At 38.4% G+C, this 18,507-nt stretch carries 16 protein-coding genes; all 16 read right to left on the bottom strand.

Annotated elements, in window-relative coordinates:
- Positions 1-57 precede the first annotated feature (57 nt).
- Positions 58-531: a radical SAM protein gene (locus EKC99_RS10680; RefSeq protein WP_240468848.1), complete on the bottom strand. Its 474-nt coding sequence runs from the start codon at positions 529-531 to the stop codon at positions 58-60.
- A 204-nt stretch (positions 532-735) separates the two neighbouring features.
- Positions 736-1,053, bottom strand: coding sequence for a YbjQ family protein (locus tag EKC99_RS10685; protein ID WP_003397450.1), 318 nt, complete (start codon positions 1,051-1,053; stop codon positions 736-738).
- Between the two features lie 163 nt (positions 1,054-1,216).
- Positions 1,217-3,121 carry an ATP-binding protein gene (locus EKC99_RS10690; RefSeq protein WP_064213978.1) on the bottom strand — a complete coding sequence of 635 codons (1,905 nt, stop codon included), beginning with the start codon at positions 3,119-3,121 and terminating at the stop codon, positions 1,217-1,219.
- A gap of 149 nt (positions 3,122-3,270) precedes the next feature.
- Positions 3,271-5,940 (bottom strand): DEAD/DEAH box helicase, encoded by a 2,670-nt coding sequence (locus EKC99_RS10695; protein ID WP_163151811.1) that lies wholly within the window; start codon positions 5,938-5,940, stop codon positions 3,271-3,273.
- 13 nt (positions 5,941-5,953) lie between these two features.
- Positions 5,954-7,552 carry a site-specific DNA-methyltransferase gene (locus EKC99_RS10700; protein WP_163151813.1) on the bottom strand — a complete coding sequence of 533 codons (1,599 nt, stop codon included), beginning with the start codon at positions 7,550-7,552 and terminating at the stop codon, positions 5,954-5,956.
- A gap of 17 nt (positions 7,553-7,569) precedes the next feature.
- Positions 7,570-10,440 carry an SNF2-related protein gene (locus tag EKC99_RS10705; protein WP_163151815.1) on the bottom strand — a complete coding sequence of 957 codons (2,871 nt, stop codon included), beginning with the start codon at positions 10,438-10,440 and terminating at the stop codon, positions 7,570-7,572.
- A 279-nt stretch (positions 10,441-10,719) separates the two neighbouring features.
- On the bottom strand, positions 10,720-11,004 hold the full coding sequence (locus EKC99_RS10710) for a type II toxin-antitoxin system HicB family antitoxin (protein WP_240468849.1): 285 nt from the start codon (positions 11,002-11,004) through the stop codon (positions 10,720-10,722).
- A gap of 60 nt (positions 11,005-11,064) precedes the next feature.
- Entirely contained in the window at positions 11,065-11,637 is a 573-nt protein-coding gene (locus EKC99_RS10715; protein WP_240468850.1) for an NYN domain-containing protein, read from the bottom strand.
- A gap of 555 nt (positions 11,638-12,192) precedes the next feature.
- A complete protein-coding gene (locus EKC99_RS10720) occupies positions 12,193-12,510 on the bottom strand; it encodes a YbjQ family protein (RefSeq protein ID WP_003397450.1) in 318 nt (105 codons plus the stop codon).
- Positions 12,511-12,533: 23 nt separating this feature from the next.
- Positions 12,534-12,845 (bottom strand): DMT family transporter, encoded by a 312-nt coding sequence (locus EKC99_RS10725; RefSeq protein ID WP_163151819.1) that lies wholly within the window; start codon positions 12,843-12,845, stop codon positions 12,534-12,536.
- A 7-nt stretch (positions 12,846-12,852) separates the two neighbouring features.
- The gene (locus EKC99_RS10730; RefSeq protein WP_163151820.1) at positions 12,853-13,569 is read right to left on the bottom strand and encodes a glycerophosphodiester phosphodiesterase; all 717 of its coding nucleotides are present in this window, start codon (positions 13,567-13,569) and stop codon (positions 12,853-12,855) included.
- 51 nt (positions 13,570-13,620) lie between these two features.
- The gene (locus EKC99_RS10735) at positions 13,621-14,952 is read right to left on the bottom strand and encodes an ABC transporter substrate-binding protein (protein WP_240468851.1); all 1,332 of its coding nucleotides are present in this window, start codon (positions 14,950-14,952) and stop codon (positions 13,621-13,623) included.
- A gap of 19 nt (positions 14,953-14,971) precedes the next feature.
- Entirely contained in the window at positions 14,972-15,727 is a 756-nt protein-coding gene (locus EKC99_RS10740) for a carbohydrate ABC transporter permease (protein WP_163151846.1), read from the bottom strand.
- 56 nt (positions 15,728-15,783) lie between these two features.
- Complete coding sequence (locus EKC99_RS10745) at positions 15,784-16,662, bottom strand: carbohydrate ABC transporter permease (protein WP_021094815.1); 879 nt, start codon at positions 16,660-16,662, stop codon at positions 15,784-15,786.
- Entirely contained in the window at positions 16,634-17,734 is a 1,101-nt protein-coding gene (locus EKC99_RS10750; protein WP_163151822.1) for an ABC transporter ATP-binding protein, read from the bottom strand. Before EKC99_RS10750 ends, EKC99_RS10745 begins: the two co-directional genes overlap by 29 nt.
- Positions 17,734-18,297 (bottom strand): glycerol-3-phosphate responsive antiterminator, encoded by a 564-nt coding sequence (locus tag EKC99_RS10755; RefSeq protein WP_129000197.1) that lies wholly within the window; start codon positions 18,295-18,297, stop codon positions 17,734-17,736. The genes EKC99_RS10750 and EKC99_RS10755 overlap by 1 nt, the downstream gene beginning before the upstream one ends.
- Positions 18,298-18,507: the final 210 nt, after the last annotated feature.

An 18,507-nucleotide genomic window follows, 5' to 3' on the forward strand; every position in this document is an offset into this window, starting at 1 on the left:
CCATAGCTCCTCTCATTGACACTATGGTTCTATTGTAAGTGGGGAATTTTATTCCGGCTATATTGGGGATTTTATCATCGGCTTTAACAATAACGGTTCTCCACCGAACCAACTAACCGTTAAATGTCGTAACCGTGCCATATTTTGTTCTAAAAAACGTTTCAACCCTTCAATGATTTCCCGCTTCATATGTCCGCGGGCAAAGTCCTGATAACAATATGTACAGCGAAAATTACATGCTTCAGTCGGTAAAATAATAAGATGCATGACATCTGTTCGATGCATGGAAGCATGTAAAAATTGCGCTCGCCGTCTTTCATCCGTTTGGTTTGGAACTAAAAATCCACATTGTACAAGCGTTTGAAAGATATCAGCTCGTTCATCGCCTATCCCCTTGCGTAATGCATACAATACTTCAGACTTTTCTTGTTCATCAACTGCCACAATGGCACCTGTATAACTATTGTAAATGATCATTTCACCTGAATCTGTATGCGAGATTGCATTAAATCGTGAAGGAACCCACCTCATCTCACTCACTCTCCTCGCCTCATTTTAACGAAAAACGTCTCTTTATTCTGTTGAATGTATCACAATCTTTATTGTAAAAAATATATGCACTTTAGAATTCGTTCATCATTGAACATTGTATGTCAGTTTCTCAACGAAATTTTGAATACACGCTCAACCGTAAAAAAGAAAAAAGAAGCCGACTTGGCTTCTCCCCAAAATTTCCTATTCCTTCACTTTCACCGCTGTACCTGTCGCAATGCACATCATCATGCCATCGCGCAACGTTTCAAAATCAAGATCGACACCAATTACTGCATTTGCTCCCATATTGCGCGCTTTTTTCACCATTTCTTGCACAGCCATTTCACGTCCTTCTGCTAACTTGCTTTCATACGTTCCACTTCGCCCACCGATAATGTCTGTAATGCTCGCTAAAAAATCGCGTACGACGTTAGCCCCTAAAATCACCTCACCAGACACTAAACCGAGGTATTGCTCAATTTGCTTTCCTTCAATGCTATTTGTTGTTGTAACGATCATGTGAATAACTCCTTTCTATAAAAAATAAAATTTGCCCCTTTATCGTCGACAGGTGACAGGCACCGAAACCAAACCGATTTTATATTATCTACTTTTTGGATCGCAATGCAGAGGTACCGTACTCGATAGGCGAACAGTAACACTATCCTCTCGAACATAAATATTAATTGTTTAAAGAAGTTGTAGGAGATTGAAGAAGCTGTTCATACCAATTTTTATTGTATAAATACGCTACTTGTTCAAACCATGATTTTATTTCTTCATAGCTATTGCAATAGATTAAATGTTCTTTTGTAATTTTCTTAGAAAGCTGTCCATTCAAGCACCCTTTTATAGCTTCTTCTCTTTTCTTGGAACATTTGATATGTTGCATAATTTTACTTACCAAAAGCTTTGGTACATCTACATTATCCCAATTCATTTTTTCTAAGTCTAAATTTATACCAAACTCTTCTTCAATCAATTCTGGTGGAATATAATTTTCCATTTCGCGTTTTGAAGTTATTTCTCCAAACCTTCTTCCATCATTATTAGCTTTAATCTCCTCTATTGTTTTTCTATAATCCTCCCTATCATTGTCATAGAGATGAAACTCAATAACATTTGAATTTTTTAAATAGTTTCTATTTACCCAGTTTACTAGGTTACTCCCTTTCATTCCAATCATGCTTATATTGGCTTTTTCTAAATCTATTATACTTTTGAAATCATCAATAGCTTGATTAATATTTCTTATAAAGTTAATATCATTTTCCCCTTCAACGCAAATAACTACCTTTGATTCAATAGTTGGTAAAATTCCTAGTGATTTGACTATCCCCTTCAGCTTTTCTTCTTCTTCTCTCACTATTTTAGGACCATATTCATCTTTACTTATAAAAATCAAACTATCCAAATTTACCATTTTTGCAATTTCTGGTGTATGAGTTGTGATAATAACTTGATGCTTATCATCCGAACTAATTTTTAGGAGCGAGTCAATAATCATCCTTTGAAAGTTTGGGTGTTGAGAAGTTTCAGGCTCTTCTATTGCATAGATAATATTCTTATTATTTCTTTCTTCCGCAATTCTTTCCGCTTCAGCACGAAAATAACTTATAAGAATTAATCTCCTAATACCACTTCCCCGCTTATTTAATGCAATACCATCGTCACTTTCTAGTTGGAAAGAGAATAAGGAATCCCAAGGTTTATGATTAAGCTTAGTTTTTAGCCTATTTGCAATTTGACCATTGAAATCTTTTAATTTATTAATAGTATTTTCTGCAATAGTCGAAACCTTTTCATCAACTTCTTTTACAACAGTGTTTAATCGATCTTCCATCTCCGCTAATGCTTTTTTCGTGGCAATTTTAAGAGGATTTTGCACTTCACTATCATTGTCAGAGTTACTCCGATCTGACTGAAATAAAAAATATAATGGTAAATTTGATTTGATTTTCTCCCAAATATCTTTACTATCCTTATCAATTTTTTGAATTTCAATAAACCTTGTTTCAAATTCAGTCTTTTCATTTACCAAATATTTATATAATGCCTTTCTCATTTCTGCGTTTTTATTTTTATTAACTAAATCATAATTATCAATCTCTTCAGCAATGTTACGCAACTCTCTTCTTAACTCCTCTTGCTTCAGAGTAATCAAAGGTTTATCAATTCCTTTTGGATAGTGTGCTACTAAATAAACCTTTAAACTTGAAGCTGTTATTTTATCTTTAGAGCAATCCCAAATTTTTTTAATTTCTAGTAATCCGTCTTTATTTAATAAATACTCATCTTTCAGGGATGTCGGATTAGAAGAGTCTATTACTGTAATTTCCTCTTCTTCGAATGTAAAGCATGCGCCTATTTCTATAACTTTCTCTGTACTATTTACATTACAATCTTCTACCTCTAGTTTCACTAGAGCATCCTTATTCTCACCGTTAAAAAATATTTCTAATGCTTCCATAATTGTCGATTTACCAATATCGTTTTTGCCGATAATAACATTCATACCCTCAGAAAAATCTATCATTTCCTCCCTATATCCTCGAAAATTCTTTAAATAGAGACTATGTAATTTCATATTCTGAAACCTCCCCTCACAAGCATCCACCCTTATCTTAAATAAATTCCACAAAAAAATCTGTCGAATTCTGTCGTTAAAAACAAAAAAAAGACAGAAGTTTTAGCAACTTCTGTCGTAAATGGGTGGCTGAGCTGTATCTTTCTTCGCTAATTTTGTCTATATAGCGCCTCCAACCCTTTTATCGTCTTATTCGAATCAACATCATCGTGCGGGATTAACAAGTATACCCATTCTTTTCCGTTGTTTGCACGAGCGTGGTCGGAAGCGTGTTGACACCACGTGATTGCTGCTTTCGCTTTTGCTTTAACTTCTTTATCGTCTTCGATTTTATTGGTCGCTTTGATTTCACATATATACATTTTTTCGTTTGTTTCCACAATGAAGTCCGGAATGTATGCTTTTGTCTGGTTGTAGTAAATTTTCAGGTGATTTTGTGTCGGCTTCAGCCATTTTAAAACGGATGGATCACTTTCGCAAATGACGGCGAATCTACGTTCGGCGTCGGATTCGAATTTTTGCGTTCGATATAAACATTTTGTAAAGCCGCCAAAGCACATGCCACGAATCGAGGATTTATTCGTAATCGGTTGGCGGAAATCGCGCACTTCTTCATCAGCATCGACGGTTACTACGTTGCTCTTTAATGTGTCGAATCCTACCCGAACAATCGCTTCATAATTCGTTTGCTCTTCATAATAATGTGCTTTCATTTGCGCATAAATAAATTGAGCTAGTCGTTTGGCATTATACACGACAACATTTTTTACATCTTCTTCTTTCAAATAACTGCGAAGATAGCCAATCAGTTGTCCTGATAGTTTATATAGCACTTCCGCATGGTCATCATAAGAAATGTTCGGATAGTCCATGAGATGAAACACAATATAATTCTCTAACTGCTCTTCTATCTCTTGAACATCTTTTTTGATTTGCAATAATTCCCTTTGATGAGTACGTAAATGCTCAATTAAAATATTTTCGGCAACTGGCTGTAATTTCGGGATCACGCTACAATCTAAATCAAAATCGTAATACCCCCATGAAATGTCGCCCGTCGGTTGTAAAATCACCCTTGGAATTTCAATCGTCAAATCTGGAATTAGTTCAACCGCCTTTGCCACCATGTTTTCGACGATTTTTTGCGGCTCTTCTTCAAACCAGGACAACTGGGACGATGTGTAAAGTTCATTGACTTCGTGAATAATCTGTTGTTGAACTGACGGGTCTTTTAATTGTTTGGAACTATACAACGTTTGTTTATTAGCAATCGTTTTCACCACAGTTTCTGCAATACTTTTCTTTAGTTCCATTTTCGTTTCTTCCTCAGGAGTAACAGGTTTATTTTCACCGACAAGTTGCTCAATGAGCGTAGCTTCTACATTTGATTCAACGACAACCATTTTTTTCTCCGTCTGTGCTACGTCTCGACCAATGACAACACCACGGCGGATAATCGATGTAGGATTGTTCGCCTCGTCAATAATTTCTTGGAATTTATCATGAGCAATAATCGTTAAACGATCAACCCCCGGCACACCTGTTCGTTTTCCATACGGAAGACGAAGACCGCGACCGATCGATTGTTCGACTAGCGTCTTTGAGTTTGCCGCACGAAGTGGAATAATCGTATATAAATTGGTGACGTCCCAACCTTCCTTTAGCATATTCACATGGATAACAATTTCTACTTTTGAATGAGGATCTTCAAGCGCTAACAGCTCCTTAATGGTTTCATCTTTTTCTTCCCCACGCTGATTGGAATGAACGGTAATGACTTTTCCTTTGTAACGCCCTTCAAAAAAGTCTTCGCTCTCCATCATATTCATGAGATCTTCTGCATGTTTCGTATCTTGAGCCACAACAAGAATAAACGGCTTCACTAATTTTTCGTTATTTTCACGCGCATATAGTTCTAGTTCTAATTTTGTTTCTTCATGAACTCGAACGCCGTCTTCAAGTTTTAAACGCTCTAACTGATCCTGATTTAGTTTCCCCGGATTGAAATTTTCCCTTGTGGCAACCGCAGGTTCTTTTACATACCCATCTTCCATCGCTTGATAAAGAGGATAGCTGTAAATGACGTTTTTAAACGGAATCGTTTTGCTTCCGCTCTCGACTTGCGGGGTCGCAGTTAATTCCAAACCAAGAATCGGATTTAATTCGTTAATTGCTTTTACCCCTGCCGTTGCGCGATAACGATGCGATTCGTCCATTAATAGCACAAGGTCAGGAAGCGATTTTAAGTAATCGTAATAGCTCTGTCCTAAATATTCACTTAACCGTTTAATACGCGGCGATTTTCCGCTCCTTACTTCGCTGTTAATCTTAGATATATTGAAAATATTAATATTTACAGCTAGAGGATCTTCTAAAAAGAGGGCTTGTTGTTCATAGTTATCCCCTGTAATAATATTTGGCTGTTTATTTGCGAACGATGAAAGCCCCTTAAATACATACTTCGGTGTATTTGGTGTAAAATCTTGGATTAATTTTTCATAAATCGTTAAGTTCGGTGCTAACACAAAGAAGTTGCGAATTCCTTTCGCCATATGTAAATAAGCAATAAACGCCCCCATCAGCCGTGTTTTCCCGACGCCTGTTGCCAACGCAAAGCAGAGCGAAGGAAATTCGCGTTCAAAATCTGTTACGCTTGGAAAGTTCGCGTTAACAGCAGCTAACTTCTCTTGTAACGATTGGGGATCGTTTTGTTTATTTAAGCCGAAGTGCTCAATCACTTCGGCAAGAATTTCTAACGACTCTTTCTGTGGTTTACGCAAGCTAAGACGGGATGAAATAGCGCTAACGATACGATTCATGACCTCTCCCCCCCTAAAATAGCTCTAATTGTTCTGGTTCTTTTTCTTTCATTGGTAAGTTGTTGACATTTAAACTGTAATCGTCGCGACCAAACTCGCATTTGTTTAAAATCGCTTGCGGAATTTTTTTAATTGTCACTTGCGGGAAGTCATCTACGTTGACATTAAACGCCTTACAACAAATGAGCAATGTCTCGTTTTCTTTCATTTGCTCTACAATGCCTTCCACCATTTGCTGCGTAACAAGCTGTGTTGTTGTATAAATAAAATCGTTTTCCGTCGATTGACCTTGCTTCCAAAACACTTCCGGGTCTGGATTGTACGTAAATCCTTCATGTTTGCACATCGCTTCCGCCAGCATTTCCGCATTGTATTCCGGATTGATAATCCAATTGCCAAATTTATCTTTCTTTAACAGGCTTGGCGCCAGCTTGTAATAGCGGAAGCCGCCCCCACCTTTCCAATTCACCGCTTTACTAATTCCTCCTTGATCGGTCCCATCGATCACTTTCTTCATTCGCGGAATAATATGCGTATGGCAATGTTCACCAAGTTCAATCATAATCCAACGACGCCCCATTTTATGCGCCACCGCCCCAGTCGTACCAGAACCGGCAAAAGAATCAAGAACCCAGTCGCCTTCGTTAGTTGCTAAATGAATAATTCGTTGTATTAAACGTTCGGGTTTTGGAGTTGCAAATACATCTTGGTTATTAAATGATTTCACTTCTTTTTTGGCTTCTTGATTATCTCCAACCTCATCTCTAAACCACAAGGTTGTTGGTACAAAGCCGTCTTGAACATCAGAAAGAAATCTTTTAAAGCGTGGAATATTATTTCCGTCTTTTCCAAACCAAATCCTATTATCATCGATTAATTCTTTAAATTTCTCTTTTGAAAATCTCCAACTTGTCCCTGGAGGTGGCCAAACTTCACGCCCAGATGGCGTAGTAATAGGATATATATCCTTTGGGTTAGGTGTTTTGGCATGACAAGGACCAGATGTCCAAGGTCCTCGCGAATCATTATCTGGATTCGCATACCCTTTTAAGCTCTCCTCTGTTCTCGGTAATAGATTTGGTCTCCAAACGTTTTTGTTCTTAGCCCAAACTAATATAAAATCATGATTATCCGAAAACCATCTTGCGTCATTACTTCTTGTATGTTTTTTATGCCATACACAAGTGGCTACAAAATTTGAGCGCCCAAAAATCTCATCACCCATTACTTTAAGATAATGTCCCTCATCATCATCTATACTAATCCAGATACTACCTTCCTCTGATAGAAGCGTTTTCAACAACTCTAAACGTTGTTTCATCAATGTTAACCAAATACTATGCTCCAATCCATCATCATAATGTTCAAACGCGTTTCCTGTATTATACGGCGGATCGATGTAAATGCACTTAATCTTCCCAGCAAACTCCTGCTCCAATGCCTTCAATGCTAATAGGTTATCCCCAAAAATCAATCGATTATCAAAAATGTCGTTTTCCGTCACACGTTCTTTTGCGTGATAGGAAAGCTTCGGGTCTTCAAGAAGAATACGCGGTTCGAGCTTTGGCTGCTCGCCTTTGCCAATCCACGTTAACTCTAGTTTTTGTGCCAATGTACTCCCTCCTGTTGCTATACGATTCTCCATTTGATAGTAAATAAGTGTTCGGTTGCGGTGCGTTGTTCAAGTTTTTTCTCGATTTCTTCAAACAGCCGGTCTTTTTGTTCATCAATTTCATCTTGCTGGTCATAAAGACTTCGTCGCATTTCATTTCGCTTTTTTTCCAGCTCTTTAATTTGCTTGTTCATTTCTAGCTTTTCGGCAAGATTGCGTGTTAATTTCGCCTCCCGCTTCAAATGCTCGATTTCCACCGTCATTTCATCTATATCTTTTTCGAGCTTATTTTTCAAGTCTTGTGACCATTTTTCCAGCTTTTCTAACTCTGAATCAAGATGAGCAGATGCTCTTTCCATAATTTCATTTAAAATCGCTTCTTGTTGTCCTTCACTAATTCGACGAAGCGTATTGCAAATCGAACTGGAAAGCTCAACTTCCTCCCCTTCCACAGCAGGCAATTCAAACATTTTTTCACAAATTTCTTGATCGAGCTGCTCCCCTTCTAAATCAATTGCTGAAAAAATCAAATGCTGCTCGTTTTCCAACGATTGAACATGAAGCAAATCTAACGAAAGCCATCCTTCTTTTCCCATCAACTGCTCTAAAATACTAACTTTTCCTTCATAATCAGAATAACGGAATGTAATTTCTTTCGGTATAAGTTTTCTCTTCTTTGCTTGCTCAATCCATTTTTGAGCAAGCGGATGAGAAAAACGATAATGATGGACGTTTGAACGCTCTTGTTTTTTCGCTTGCGATATCATTTGGTACGTTTCATCGTCTTTCGTAAAACTTAACGTTTCATCATCAAATACCGCTTCTTTTGCACCTTCATATTTAGATAAACTCCAAAGATAGCGCTCCATCCGATTGAGATGCAAGCTTGTTTGATGGTAATGATCTCGCAGCTTCTCCCGCACTTCATCGTCGAAATTCTCTAACAAGTGCATACGCGTTTCTTTCATTTTCAGTTGAATTTGCTCGTCTAATTCTGCTTGCAATTGTTTAAACGCTTGCTCGATTTCCTCTGCTGTGCGGCATGTTTGATAAATTTGCTGGATTCGTTTTTCAAAATCGACACCCGATTCAAGCGCGCCTAACACTTCATCTGAAGAACCAAAAACTCCTTCAAACAGCCGGAATTTTTCAGAAAGAATTTCATACACTTTTTTATCCGCTTCGTTTTTATGGTTCAAAAAATTAATGACAACGACATCATGTGTTTGTCCATATCGATGGCAGCGACCGATCCGCTGCTCAATGCGCTGTGGATTCCATGGCAAATCATAGTTAACAACTAAGCTACAAAACTGCAAGTTAATTCCTTCTGATGCTGATTCTGTTGCAATCATAATCGATGCCTGCTCTTTAAAATACTCTACAAGAGCTGCCCGCATATCCGCTGTTTTTGAGCCAGTTATTTTGTCGCTGTGCTGATGTTTTTCTAGCCACTGTGCATAAATTTGTTTTGACTGTTCATCTTCATTTTTCCCATTAAATAATACGATTTTCCCTGCATACCCATTGCGTTCAAGAAATTCGCGCAAATACGCTTGCGTTCGGCGTGATTCGGTAAAAATAACTGCTTTTTCATTCGCGCCTATCATTTTTAATTTCTCAAATCCTTTTTCGAGAGCGATTAATAGCGCTTCCGCTTTTGAATTTTCCCGAATCGATTTCGCGAGCTCATAATATTGTTCTAGTTCTTGTTTCTCTTGTAAAATCAGCTGCTTCATTTCAGAAAATGACAACCCGTTATGTATTGGCTGCTCCTCTTCTTCCCATTCTTCTGCTGTTTCACTAAATTCATCTACATCTTCGTAAACGTCAGAGCATTCTGCTGCTGTCTCAAGTTTTCCTCGTTCTACATCCCTTAATAATTGTTCAAGTCGTTGAATGAGAGAATACAGCGTATCAGAAATTGCAAACGAAGAAGAAGCAAGCAATTTTCGGACAACTAACGTCATTAGCGCCCGCTGGCTTGTTGGCAACGCAAAAAGTTGTTCCCGCTGCAAATACGCCGATACTTTTTCGTACAATTCCCATTCATTGTTCGTCGGCATAAACTCTTGCGTAATCGGGATGCGTTGCGTATAGTTCACATATTCCGTTACTTGCCGACGCAATGTTCGGTGGCAAACAGGTTTAATGCGTCGTTTCAAATCGAGAAAATCCGCATCTGACATTTCTTTTGCCCCACGCGCAAACTGGCGCCGGAATGTCGTTTCATCCCCGAAAATATGTGGGTCGATAAAGCTAATCAATCCATATAATTCCATTAATGAATTTTGCAATGGGGTAGCGGTAAGTAAAATTTTCGGACATCCAGCTGTTGCCGTACGTAAAGTTCTGCCAATTTTGTTCGATTTTTTATATACATTTCTCATCCGGTGAGCTTCATCAAAAACAATTAGATCCCAATTTACTTTTCGTAACATGTCCGCTTTATTGCGTGCATATTGGTAAGAAGTAATGACAATTTGATCTTGTTGCAAAAAAGGATTGCGGTGTCCTAAACGCACCATTTCATTAAAGTTTTTGCTTTCCAAAATGATCGACGGGATATAAAATTTCTCCCAAAGTTCTTGATTCCATTGCTTCCTTAGTGGTGGCGGTACAATAATAAGGATATTGCGCTTTCGTTCCGCCCACAATTGGCTAATAATGAGCCCTGCTTCAATCGTTTTTCCTAATCCTACTTCATCGGCTAAAATCGCTCCTCTCTCAAGCGGGGCGCGAAAAGCGAATAAAGCCGCCTCTACCTGATGAGGGTTTAAATCAACTGTCGCGTTAATTAGTGACTGACTTAACCGACCGATTGAACGTGAAGAATGTTGCCGGGTTAGCTCGTAAGCAAAATATTGGCTTTGGTATGGCGTTGTCACTACAAAAACCCCCTATATATCCGAACAAACTATCTATGTCTTATTATACCCGACATTATTTTACAAGAACAGACATTCGACAAAACATGACATTTCTATATTTATCATTTTTAAAAATACTACAAGCCCCCTCCCTCATTGTCAAGGAAGAGGGCATTTCACTCTCGTAAATACGTAAATACTTCTTTCATGCATCTTGCAGAACTTGCGAATCGTTCACATACTGTTCTTCCACTAAATCATCAAGCCATTTTGGAATCGTTAACGTCTTTTTTATAGCTAAGCTTCCATTTCGTGTCGAAAAGTCGGCATCCATACTTCAATAAAGACAACGGTTTTATTATTTTTGTATGGAATGTCCGACAATTTTGAAGGATTCGGAATGACTTCATTCTCCTGTTCTAATCCGTATAAATGCAGTGCCAATGCCTCTTTTGCCATTTGCATCGCTTCCTCTTCTGTATCGCCACACGTGAAACATCCAGGAAGATCAGGGAATTCCACAGATATCCCGTCACTGTCATCATCGAAAATAGCCGGATAAATATAGCGGTCTTTTTTCATATGCACTGTCCTCTCTATTGGAGCATAGATTTGTTTCAATGACCAATGTAATACACTATGTCATGATCCTCTTTTAATGCTGTGGATGAACTCCTTATTGATCAACCTCCGATCATCTACAATATCCAACAGTTCATCGTGCGGACGAATGTCGTCGCTTTCATCAGAATAATAGAGAGTAATATGCACCCCTTCTGATTGTGCAATTTGCAACGCTGGCAAAAAGTCGCTATCCCCTGTTAAAAGAGCTGCATGCGTAATCAGTTTTTTCGTACTATGCATCACTAAGTCTGTCGCTAGCATAACATCGACACGCTTTTGCTCGAACACAGGCAAACCGCGATCATCAATACCGCGGAATGCAAGTTTTCCTTCTCGAACAGTGAAGCTTTCTAGCCTGTTCAATCTTTTGAAAAAACTTTGAGCATTGGAAAAATACTCTTTTTCCTCTAAAGATGGGTTTGGAGATTGATAAGGGAGACAGTGATAGTAGTACGTTCTTAGAAGCAAGTGGTCGTTAGCCATAGCTGCAGCAAGCTTACCATAATCAATTTTTGCTTTTTCATGCCATTTCAATATGTTGTCAAGATACCCGCCATCAATAAATAAGGCGATTCGTGAATACAAAAACATCCCTCCCCACATGAAAAACAAAAGGAGCGACACGATGCCGCTCCCTTCTTGACCTGCCATCCATACGAACGACAGCGTTTATTCTATGCACAATTATACAACAAAAACACGACAATGGCAACACACACCATCCTTGTCACGTAACGAGCTCGCCTATTGCATAGTGGTAAAACAAAAATCTATAGCCCCTCCCGCTATGGATCGACTTCATTCACAAAACTTCAGGCGGGCTTTCACTCCCGCATCTCCACCAAGGGCGATGACTGCCTGTTCTTCTGAACGCTTTGTGTGATTTTTATATATTACGTCGGTATTGTCAATCATTCATGACACCCCAAGCCATGCATACACGAGAAAAAAACAAAGGTTCTTCACCACAAGTGTTCAATTTCGCAATTTTGTGTACGTCTGATGTTAGGGTCAACTTTCCATCGGCACCCCCTCTTCATACCAAGAGAGCTTTTTTCTTTCAAGTCCCCGAAAACCTTTCTAACAAGAATGTTTTCTTACCTTAATTAAAAGAGAAGAAGCCGATTCCGCTTCTTCTCACATTCCCTATTCCTTCACCTTCACCGCTGTACCTGTCGCAATGCACATCATCATGCCATCGCGCAACGTTTCAAAATCAAGATCGACACCAATTACTGCATTTGCTCCCATATTGCGCGCTTTTTTCACCATTTCTTGCACAGCCATTTCACGTCCTTCTGCTAACTTGCTTTCATACGTTCCACTTCGCCCACCGATAATGTCTGTAATGCTCGCTAAAAAATCGCGTACGACGTTAGCCCCTAAAATCACCTCACCAGACACTAAACCGAGGTATTGCTCAATTTGCTTTCCTTCAATGCTATTTGTTGTTGTAACGATCATATAAAATGACCTCCTATGTTTATTCAACTTGTTTTTAATAGGATAACTCCGAAAAGAATAAAAATAATCCCCATCACTTTTTTGGCACTCATTATTTCCTGAAACAAGAAAAATCCGACGAGTGAGATGAAAACAATACCTAACCCTGACCAAATGGCATAAACAACTGATACATCAATTCCTTTCAAAGCTACAGCAAGTGCCGTGAAGCTAATCCCGTAACTAATTATCATCGTTACTGTTGCCCACACATTGGTAAGACCGTTCGACCATTTCATCGCAGTCGTCCCTAAAACTTCAAATACAATTGCGATCGACAAATACAACCAATACATATCCCTTTCATCTCCTAATCATACGATCAGGAAAGTCGGTCATGATTGCTTTCACGCCACTTCCGATCAGCTTGTTAAGCAATGATACCTCGTTAATTGTGTATACACAAGTATCTACCTCTTGCCTTACTTTCTCCCCTTCTGCTGAAATAAAAAATGTCCAGTCGACGTGAACTTCTTTTACGTTTAACGACCGAGCAACATCTAATACATTTTGCTCAGTTCCTTCCACTAACAGGGCAAGGTTGATGTCTTTCGCGAGTTGCCGCATCTTATATAGGCTCTGAATAGAAAAAGATGAAATAATGACATGATGGTTCCATAAACGATATGAATCCAACAACGTTAGTAACTTTTCTTCCATCCCATCATATTGAATTATACCATTTTTTAACTCAATGCTCAAAACAATTGATCTCTTTTGATTAGCTAGCCAATCTAAAACGTCTGTTAATGCTGGAATACGTTCTCCTGCAAAACGTGGATGAAACCAACTTCCTGCGTCAAAACGACAAAGTTGACGATAAGAAAAGTCTTTTACATAACCAATTCCGTCAGTCGTTCGTTCAATGCGTTCATCATGAATGACCACTAACTCCCCATCTTTCGTCATTTGCACATCTAGCTCTATACCATCTACACCTAAATCATATGCCTGTTGAAAAGCGATCATTGTATTTTCAGGATATTCACCGCTGAATCCTCGATGCGCATAAATGTACATGACAACTTCACCTCTCACATGATGAAAGGATGCCCTTAGTGGGCACCCCTCTTATCTTTTTTTCGCCATTTCTAGCTCCCGGTTAATTTCATTTGCCGCTCGTTCAAGTGCTTCCTTTGGCTCGACACCTTGATATAGACTTTCCATTGCACTTACAATTTTTTGGCGAGCTTGTGGAAAGATAGAAATTAATGCCCCTTGAGTAGCTGGTGTTGCTTTTGTTTCTTTTAATTGATTTACCGTCACCATCAACTGAGGATATTTCTCCCACTGCTCTTTCACAATTGGTAAATCATATGCAGATGGATTAACCGCAAAATAACCCGTATTTACATGCCACTTCGCTTGCACCTCTGGTGTTGTCACATATTTCATGAACTCCCACGCTGCTTTTTTCTTCTCCTCGTCTACATCTTTCATCAACCACAATGAAGCTCCTCCGATAATGACACCTTGCCGCTCCACGTCATCTGGAATCGGTAAATAGGACACTCCTACTTGAAACGGCGCACTATCCACAATCGTGCGTACCCCAGCTGATGAATCTAGATACATAGCCATTTTCCCTGATTGAAACGCTGCATGCATGTCATCCCAATTTTGACCTACATTATAAAAAGTACCCTCGTTATACATATCATAGATTAATTCAAATACACGTAGCCCTTCCTTTCCGTTAAAAGCTACTTCTGTTGCCTCACCTTTTCGACCATTTTCCTCATTCACATAAAGGCCACCTTGAACAGCTAGCATCTGTTCAAAAAACCAACCGTAATTTAAAATCGAAAATCCGTATTTGCCGTCTTTCGTTAACTGTTTTGCGGCCGCCTTCAACTCACTATATGTCATTGGTGGTTTTTCAGGATCCAAACCTGCCTCTTTAAAAGCATCTTTATTGTAAATGAGTACTGGAGTCGACGAGTTAAATGGCATAGAATAAATTGTTCCATTTACTGTATAGTAGTTTACAATGTTTTTTTCCCATTGTGATACGTCATATCCTTCTTCATCAATAAACTTTTGAACAGGCTCGATTTTTCCGCTTTCAATCATGTATTTTGTTCCGATCTCAAATGTTTGCATTAAAGTCGGAGAGTCTTTTGTTCCTGCTACCGCATTGAACTTAGTTAACGCTTCTTCATACGTCCCTTGAAATACAGGCTTTACTTCAATTGTTGATTGTGAAGCATTGAAATCAGCAACTATTTCATTTAACGCCTTTTCCAAGTCCCCACTCATCGCATGCCAAAATACAACTTCTGTTTTTTGGACTTGTTGTTCTTCATCTTTTTGATCATTTGTTTTTGATACCGTTTCGTCACTTCCGCTGTTACATCCAACTAAAGTTGATGCAATAAGCAAAGTAGATATCCACTTTTTCACTCTGTTTTCCCCCTATTCATTATTTGATTGCTCCTTGCATTAAACCTTTTTGTAGTTGCTTTTGTCCGATAAATATCAAAATTAATGTTGGCAAAATGATAATCATAACTGCAGCCATCACCACCCCCCATTCAGTAGCTATTTCTTGAGTTTGCATTTGTTTTAAACCAATTTGAACGGTACGCACACTCTCATCATTCGTCACAAGAAGTGGCCATAAGTACATGTTCCATGTCGTTAAGAAGCTGTAAACTCCTAAAGTCGCTAAACTCGTCTTCGACAAAGGTAAAACAACATACCAAAAAAAGCGAAAATGTTTCATTCCTGACACTTGTGCTGATTCATACAATTCAAACGGAATCGTCTTAAAGTGTTGACGGAGTAAAAAAATACCGAATGCTGATGCAAAAAAAGGAATTGTCAAACCAAGATAGTTATTTGTCCATCCAAAAGATTGAACGGTCAAATAATTTGGAATGACCGTCGCTTCCCAAGGAATCAGCATTGTTAAAATGGTTAGGAAAAACAAAAGATCTCTCCCAGGGAAACGAAGAAATACAAATGCAAATGCTGCCAAACTAGAGACAACTAGCTGCCCAACCATAACGATGAAAGAGACAACAAAGCTGTTCCATAAATAACGACCAAGAGGAACTTTTTCAAAAGCTATAACATAATTTTTAATTGACCAAGTTGTTGGCCACCATTTCCCCTGTAATAACTCCGCACCGCTTAAAAAACTAATTAAAAATGCATATCCAATTGGAAACATCATGATGATGGTACAAATAACTAATATTGCATATAGACTAATTTTTTTAATTAGAAGGCTCACTGATAATGCACCTTCCTTTCAGCAAAAGTAAATTGTACAACAGTCACAATTAAAACGATGAAAAACAAAACGATTGCCTGGGCGCTCGCAAATCCGAAGTTGTAATTAACGAACGCTTCGCGGTAGATAGAGTATACAAGAACTGTCGTTGTGTTCATTGGTCCTCCTTTCGTCAATATGTCAATTTGTCCGAACGTTTGAAAAGCGTGAATGAGCGAAACAGTTATAACGAAAAACAAAGTGGGGGACAACAGCGGCAAAGTAATTCGCCATAGCTGATACAAACGACTCATCCCTATAATTTCTGCACTTTCATACAATGTAGAATCAATATTTTGTAACCCACCCAACAAGATTAAAAAAGCAAATCCAATATTCATCCAAACTGTAGCTGCGGCAACCGCCGCTAAAGCTGTATCTGGATTGAGTAGCCATTGCCGTTCTTCTCCACCGAGCGCGATTAAAATCTTATTGATTACTCCGACAGCAGGGTTATACATAAACATCCAAATAACAGAGGAAGCTGCCACACTCATCCCTAACGTTGATGAAAAAAATGTACGAAATAATTGTATTCCTCGTAATTTCTCATTCGCCAAAAGAGCCAAACATAAAGAAATGATGACAGTTGGTGGTACGGTATATATCACAAACAAAAATGTCGCTTTCATACTTTCTTTAAAATTGCGATCTTCAAATAAATAAACGAAGTGCTCAAATCCGACATAAGTCGTTGGATTCCCTTGAAAATCTGTCATATGCATACTCAAATAAAGTGTGCGAATCATTGGATAAAATACAAAAATCGAGAATAGTAGCAAGGAAGGAAGAATATACATTCCCCCTTCAATAACTCGTTTCACCGTATGCGGCATAAGAATCTTCCTCCCTTTTCACTCTTCTTCCTTTGTCGTCAAAGAATATGATACGTTCGTCATCAATAGCAATTCGCACTTGCTGTCCTACTTCGATCTGATGTTGTCCATGCCAGCGTGCAATCCATTGATCATGTTCAGTCAATCTGAATGTGACAAGTGTTTCCGTACCTAATCTTTCGACATGGATGACTTCTAACAAAACATGAGGTTCGTGCGAATGAGCCAATCTAATGTGCTCCGGTCGAACACCAATTGTGACGCATTCATTTGGAACATGTGCATCGCCAGCAATTTTCACAATCCATTCGTGTTGCAGTAAAAAAGAGTCGTAAAGTCGCTGTACTTTTGCCATATTCATCGGGGGAGACCCTATGAACGAAGCAACAAACACATTATTAGGGCTGTTGTACACTTGCAGAGGTTCTCCCACCTGCTGAATTCGTCCGTCACACAACACCATCATTCGATCAGACATTGTCATGGCTTCTACTTGATCATGTGTAACATAAATCATTGTCATACCTAATTGCCGTTGCAATTGACGAATATATGTACGCATATGTGAACGCAATTTAGCATCTAAATTCGATAACGGTTCATCCATTAAGCAAATCGGAGTTTCTGCAACAATGGCACGCGCTAAAGCTACTCGCTGCCTTTGTCCCCCTGAAAGATGGCGCGGCTTCTTTTTCATGTACTCTGTTAAACCGAGCATTTCCGATACTTCCAAACATTTTTTTCTTTTCTCTTTTTTCAACATTTTCTTCCTGTGCAAACCTAGTGCAATATTCTCTTCAACTGTTAAATGAGGATATAAAGCATAATTTTGAAACACCATTGACAAATGTCTCTCACTTGGATGAGCAAAATTCATTTCCTTCCCAGCTATTTTTAATTGTCCTTCTGTAATTGTTTCTAATCCAGCAATCATTCGAAGTAATGTACTTTTACCGCAACCTGAAGGTCCAACAAGCACAAAAAATTCTCCTTCTCGAATTTGTATGCTTATGTCATCAATGACAAATGTTTTCCCATCATACGATTTACGAACATTTATTAATTCAATCATTATATCCCCTCTTCCTCAACTAATTTCCATATCTCTGGGTTACCACTTGATACAGCTTGTGCTCCTTTTTGTATAGATTGTAATATTTGGTTTTTATTTTGAATTAATCCACCTGTAATAATTGGGATATTCGTCTTTTTGACTAAATGCTCAATCATCTCTGGTACAATGCCGGGCATAACCTCCAACGCATCCGGGGCCACTTGCTGAATTGAATGCAAACCGTTCATCATTGCATCCGTATCTACTAAAAACAATCGTTGGATCGCCCACAACTTTTCTTTTTTTGCTAAATGAATAAGTGAACTTTTTGTCGTGACAATTCCGTGTGGCCGGATAAATTTTGCTAAAAATTGCAATCCCTCTTTATCACAAGTAATACCAGGGATCTTTTCAACATGTATGAACACATAACGATCGTTCTCTTTCAACAAATCAACATATCGTTTTATGACACTAATCGTTCCTGTTTGTAAAAATGCTGTTTTCCATCTCGTTTTCAGGAAATATTCCATATGCTTTGGATGCTTAATAGTTGCAATAAATTTTTCTTGTAGAAACATGCTTCTTCCCCCTCACATAAACAAAAGAGAAACCGAAAACAACGGCAGAATGACCCCTACGCTGTTGTTATGGTTTCTCCTTTTCTCTACCTTTTCTGTATTCACTTTTCTTGCTTTTCATTTTAATTCTCTTTTGTTAATTGAATATCATATTTATTTAAATATTTTGTTAATTTATGTTTCAGTAAAATTAAAAATCGGCTCCCAAAC

Origin of the sequence: Anoxybacillus sp. MB8 (assembly GCF_011006755.1) — a bacterium.
GTDB classification, from domain to species: domain Bacteria; phylum Bacillota; class Bacilli; order Bacillales; family Anoxybacillaceae; genus Anoxybacillus; species Anoxybacillus gonensis.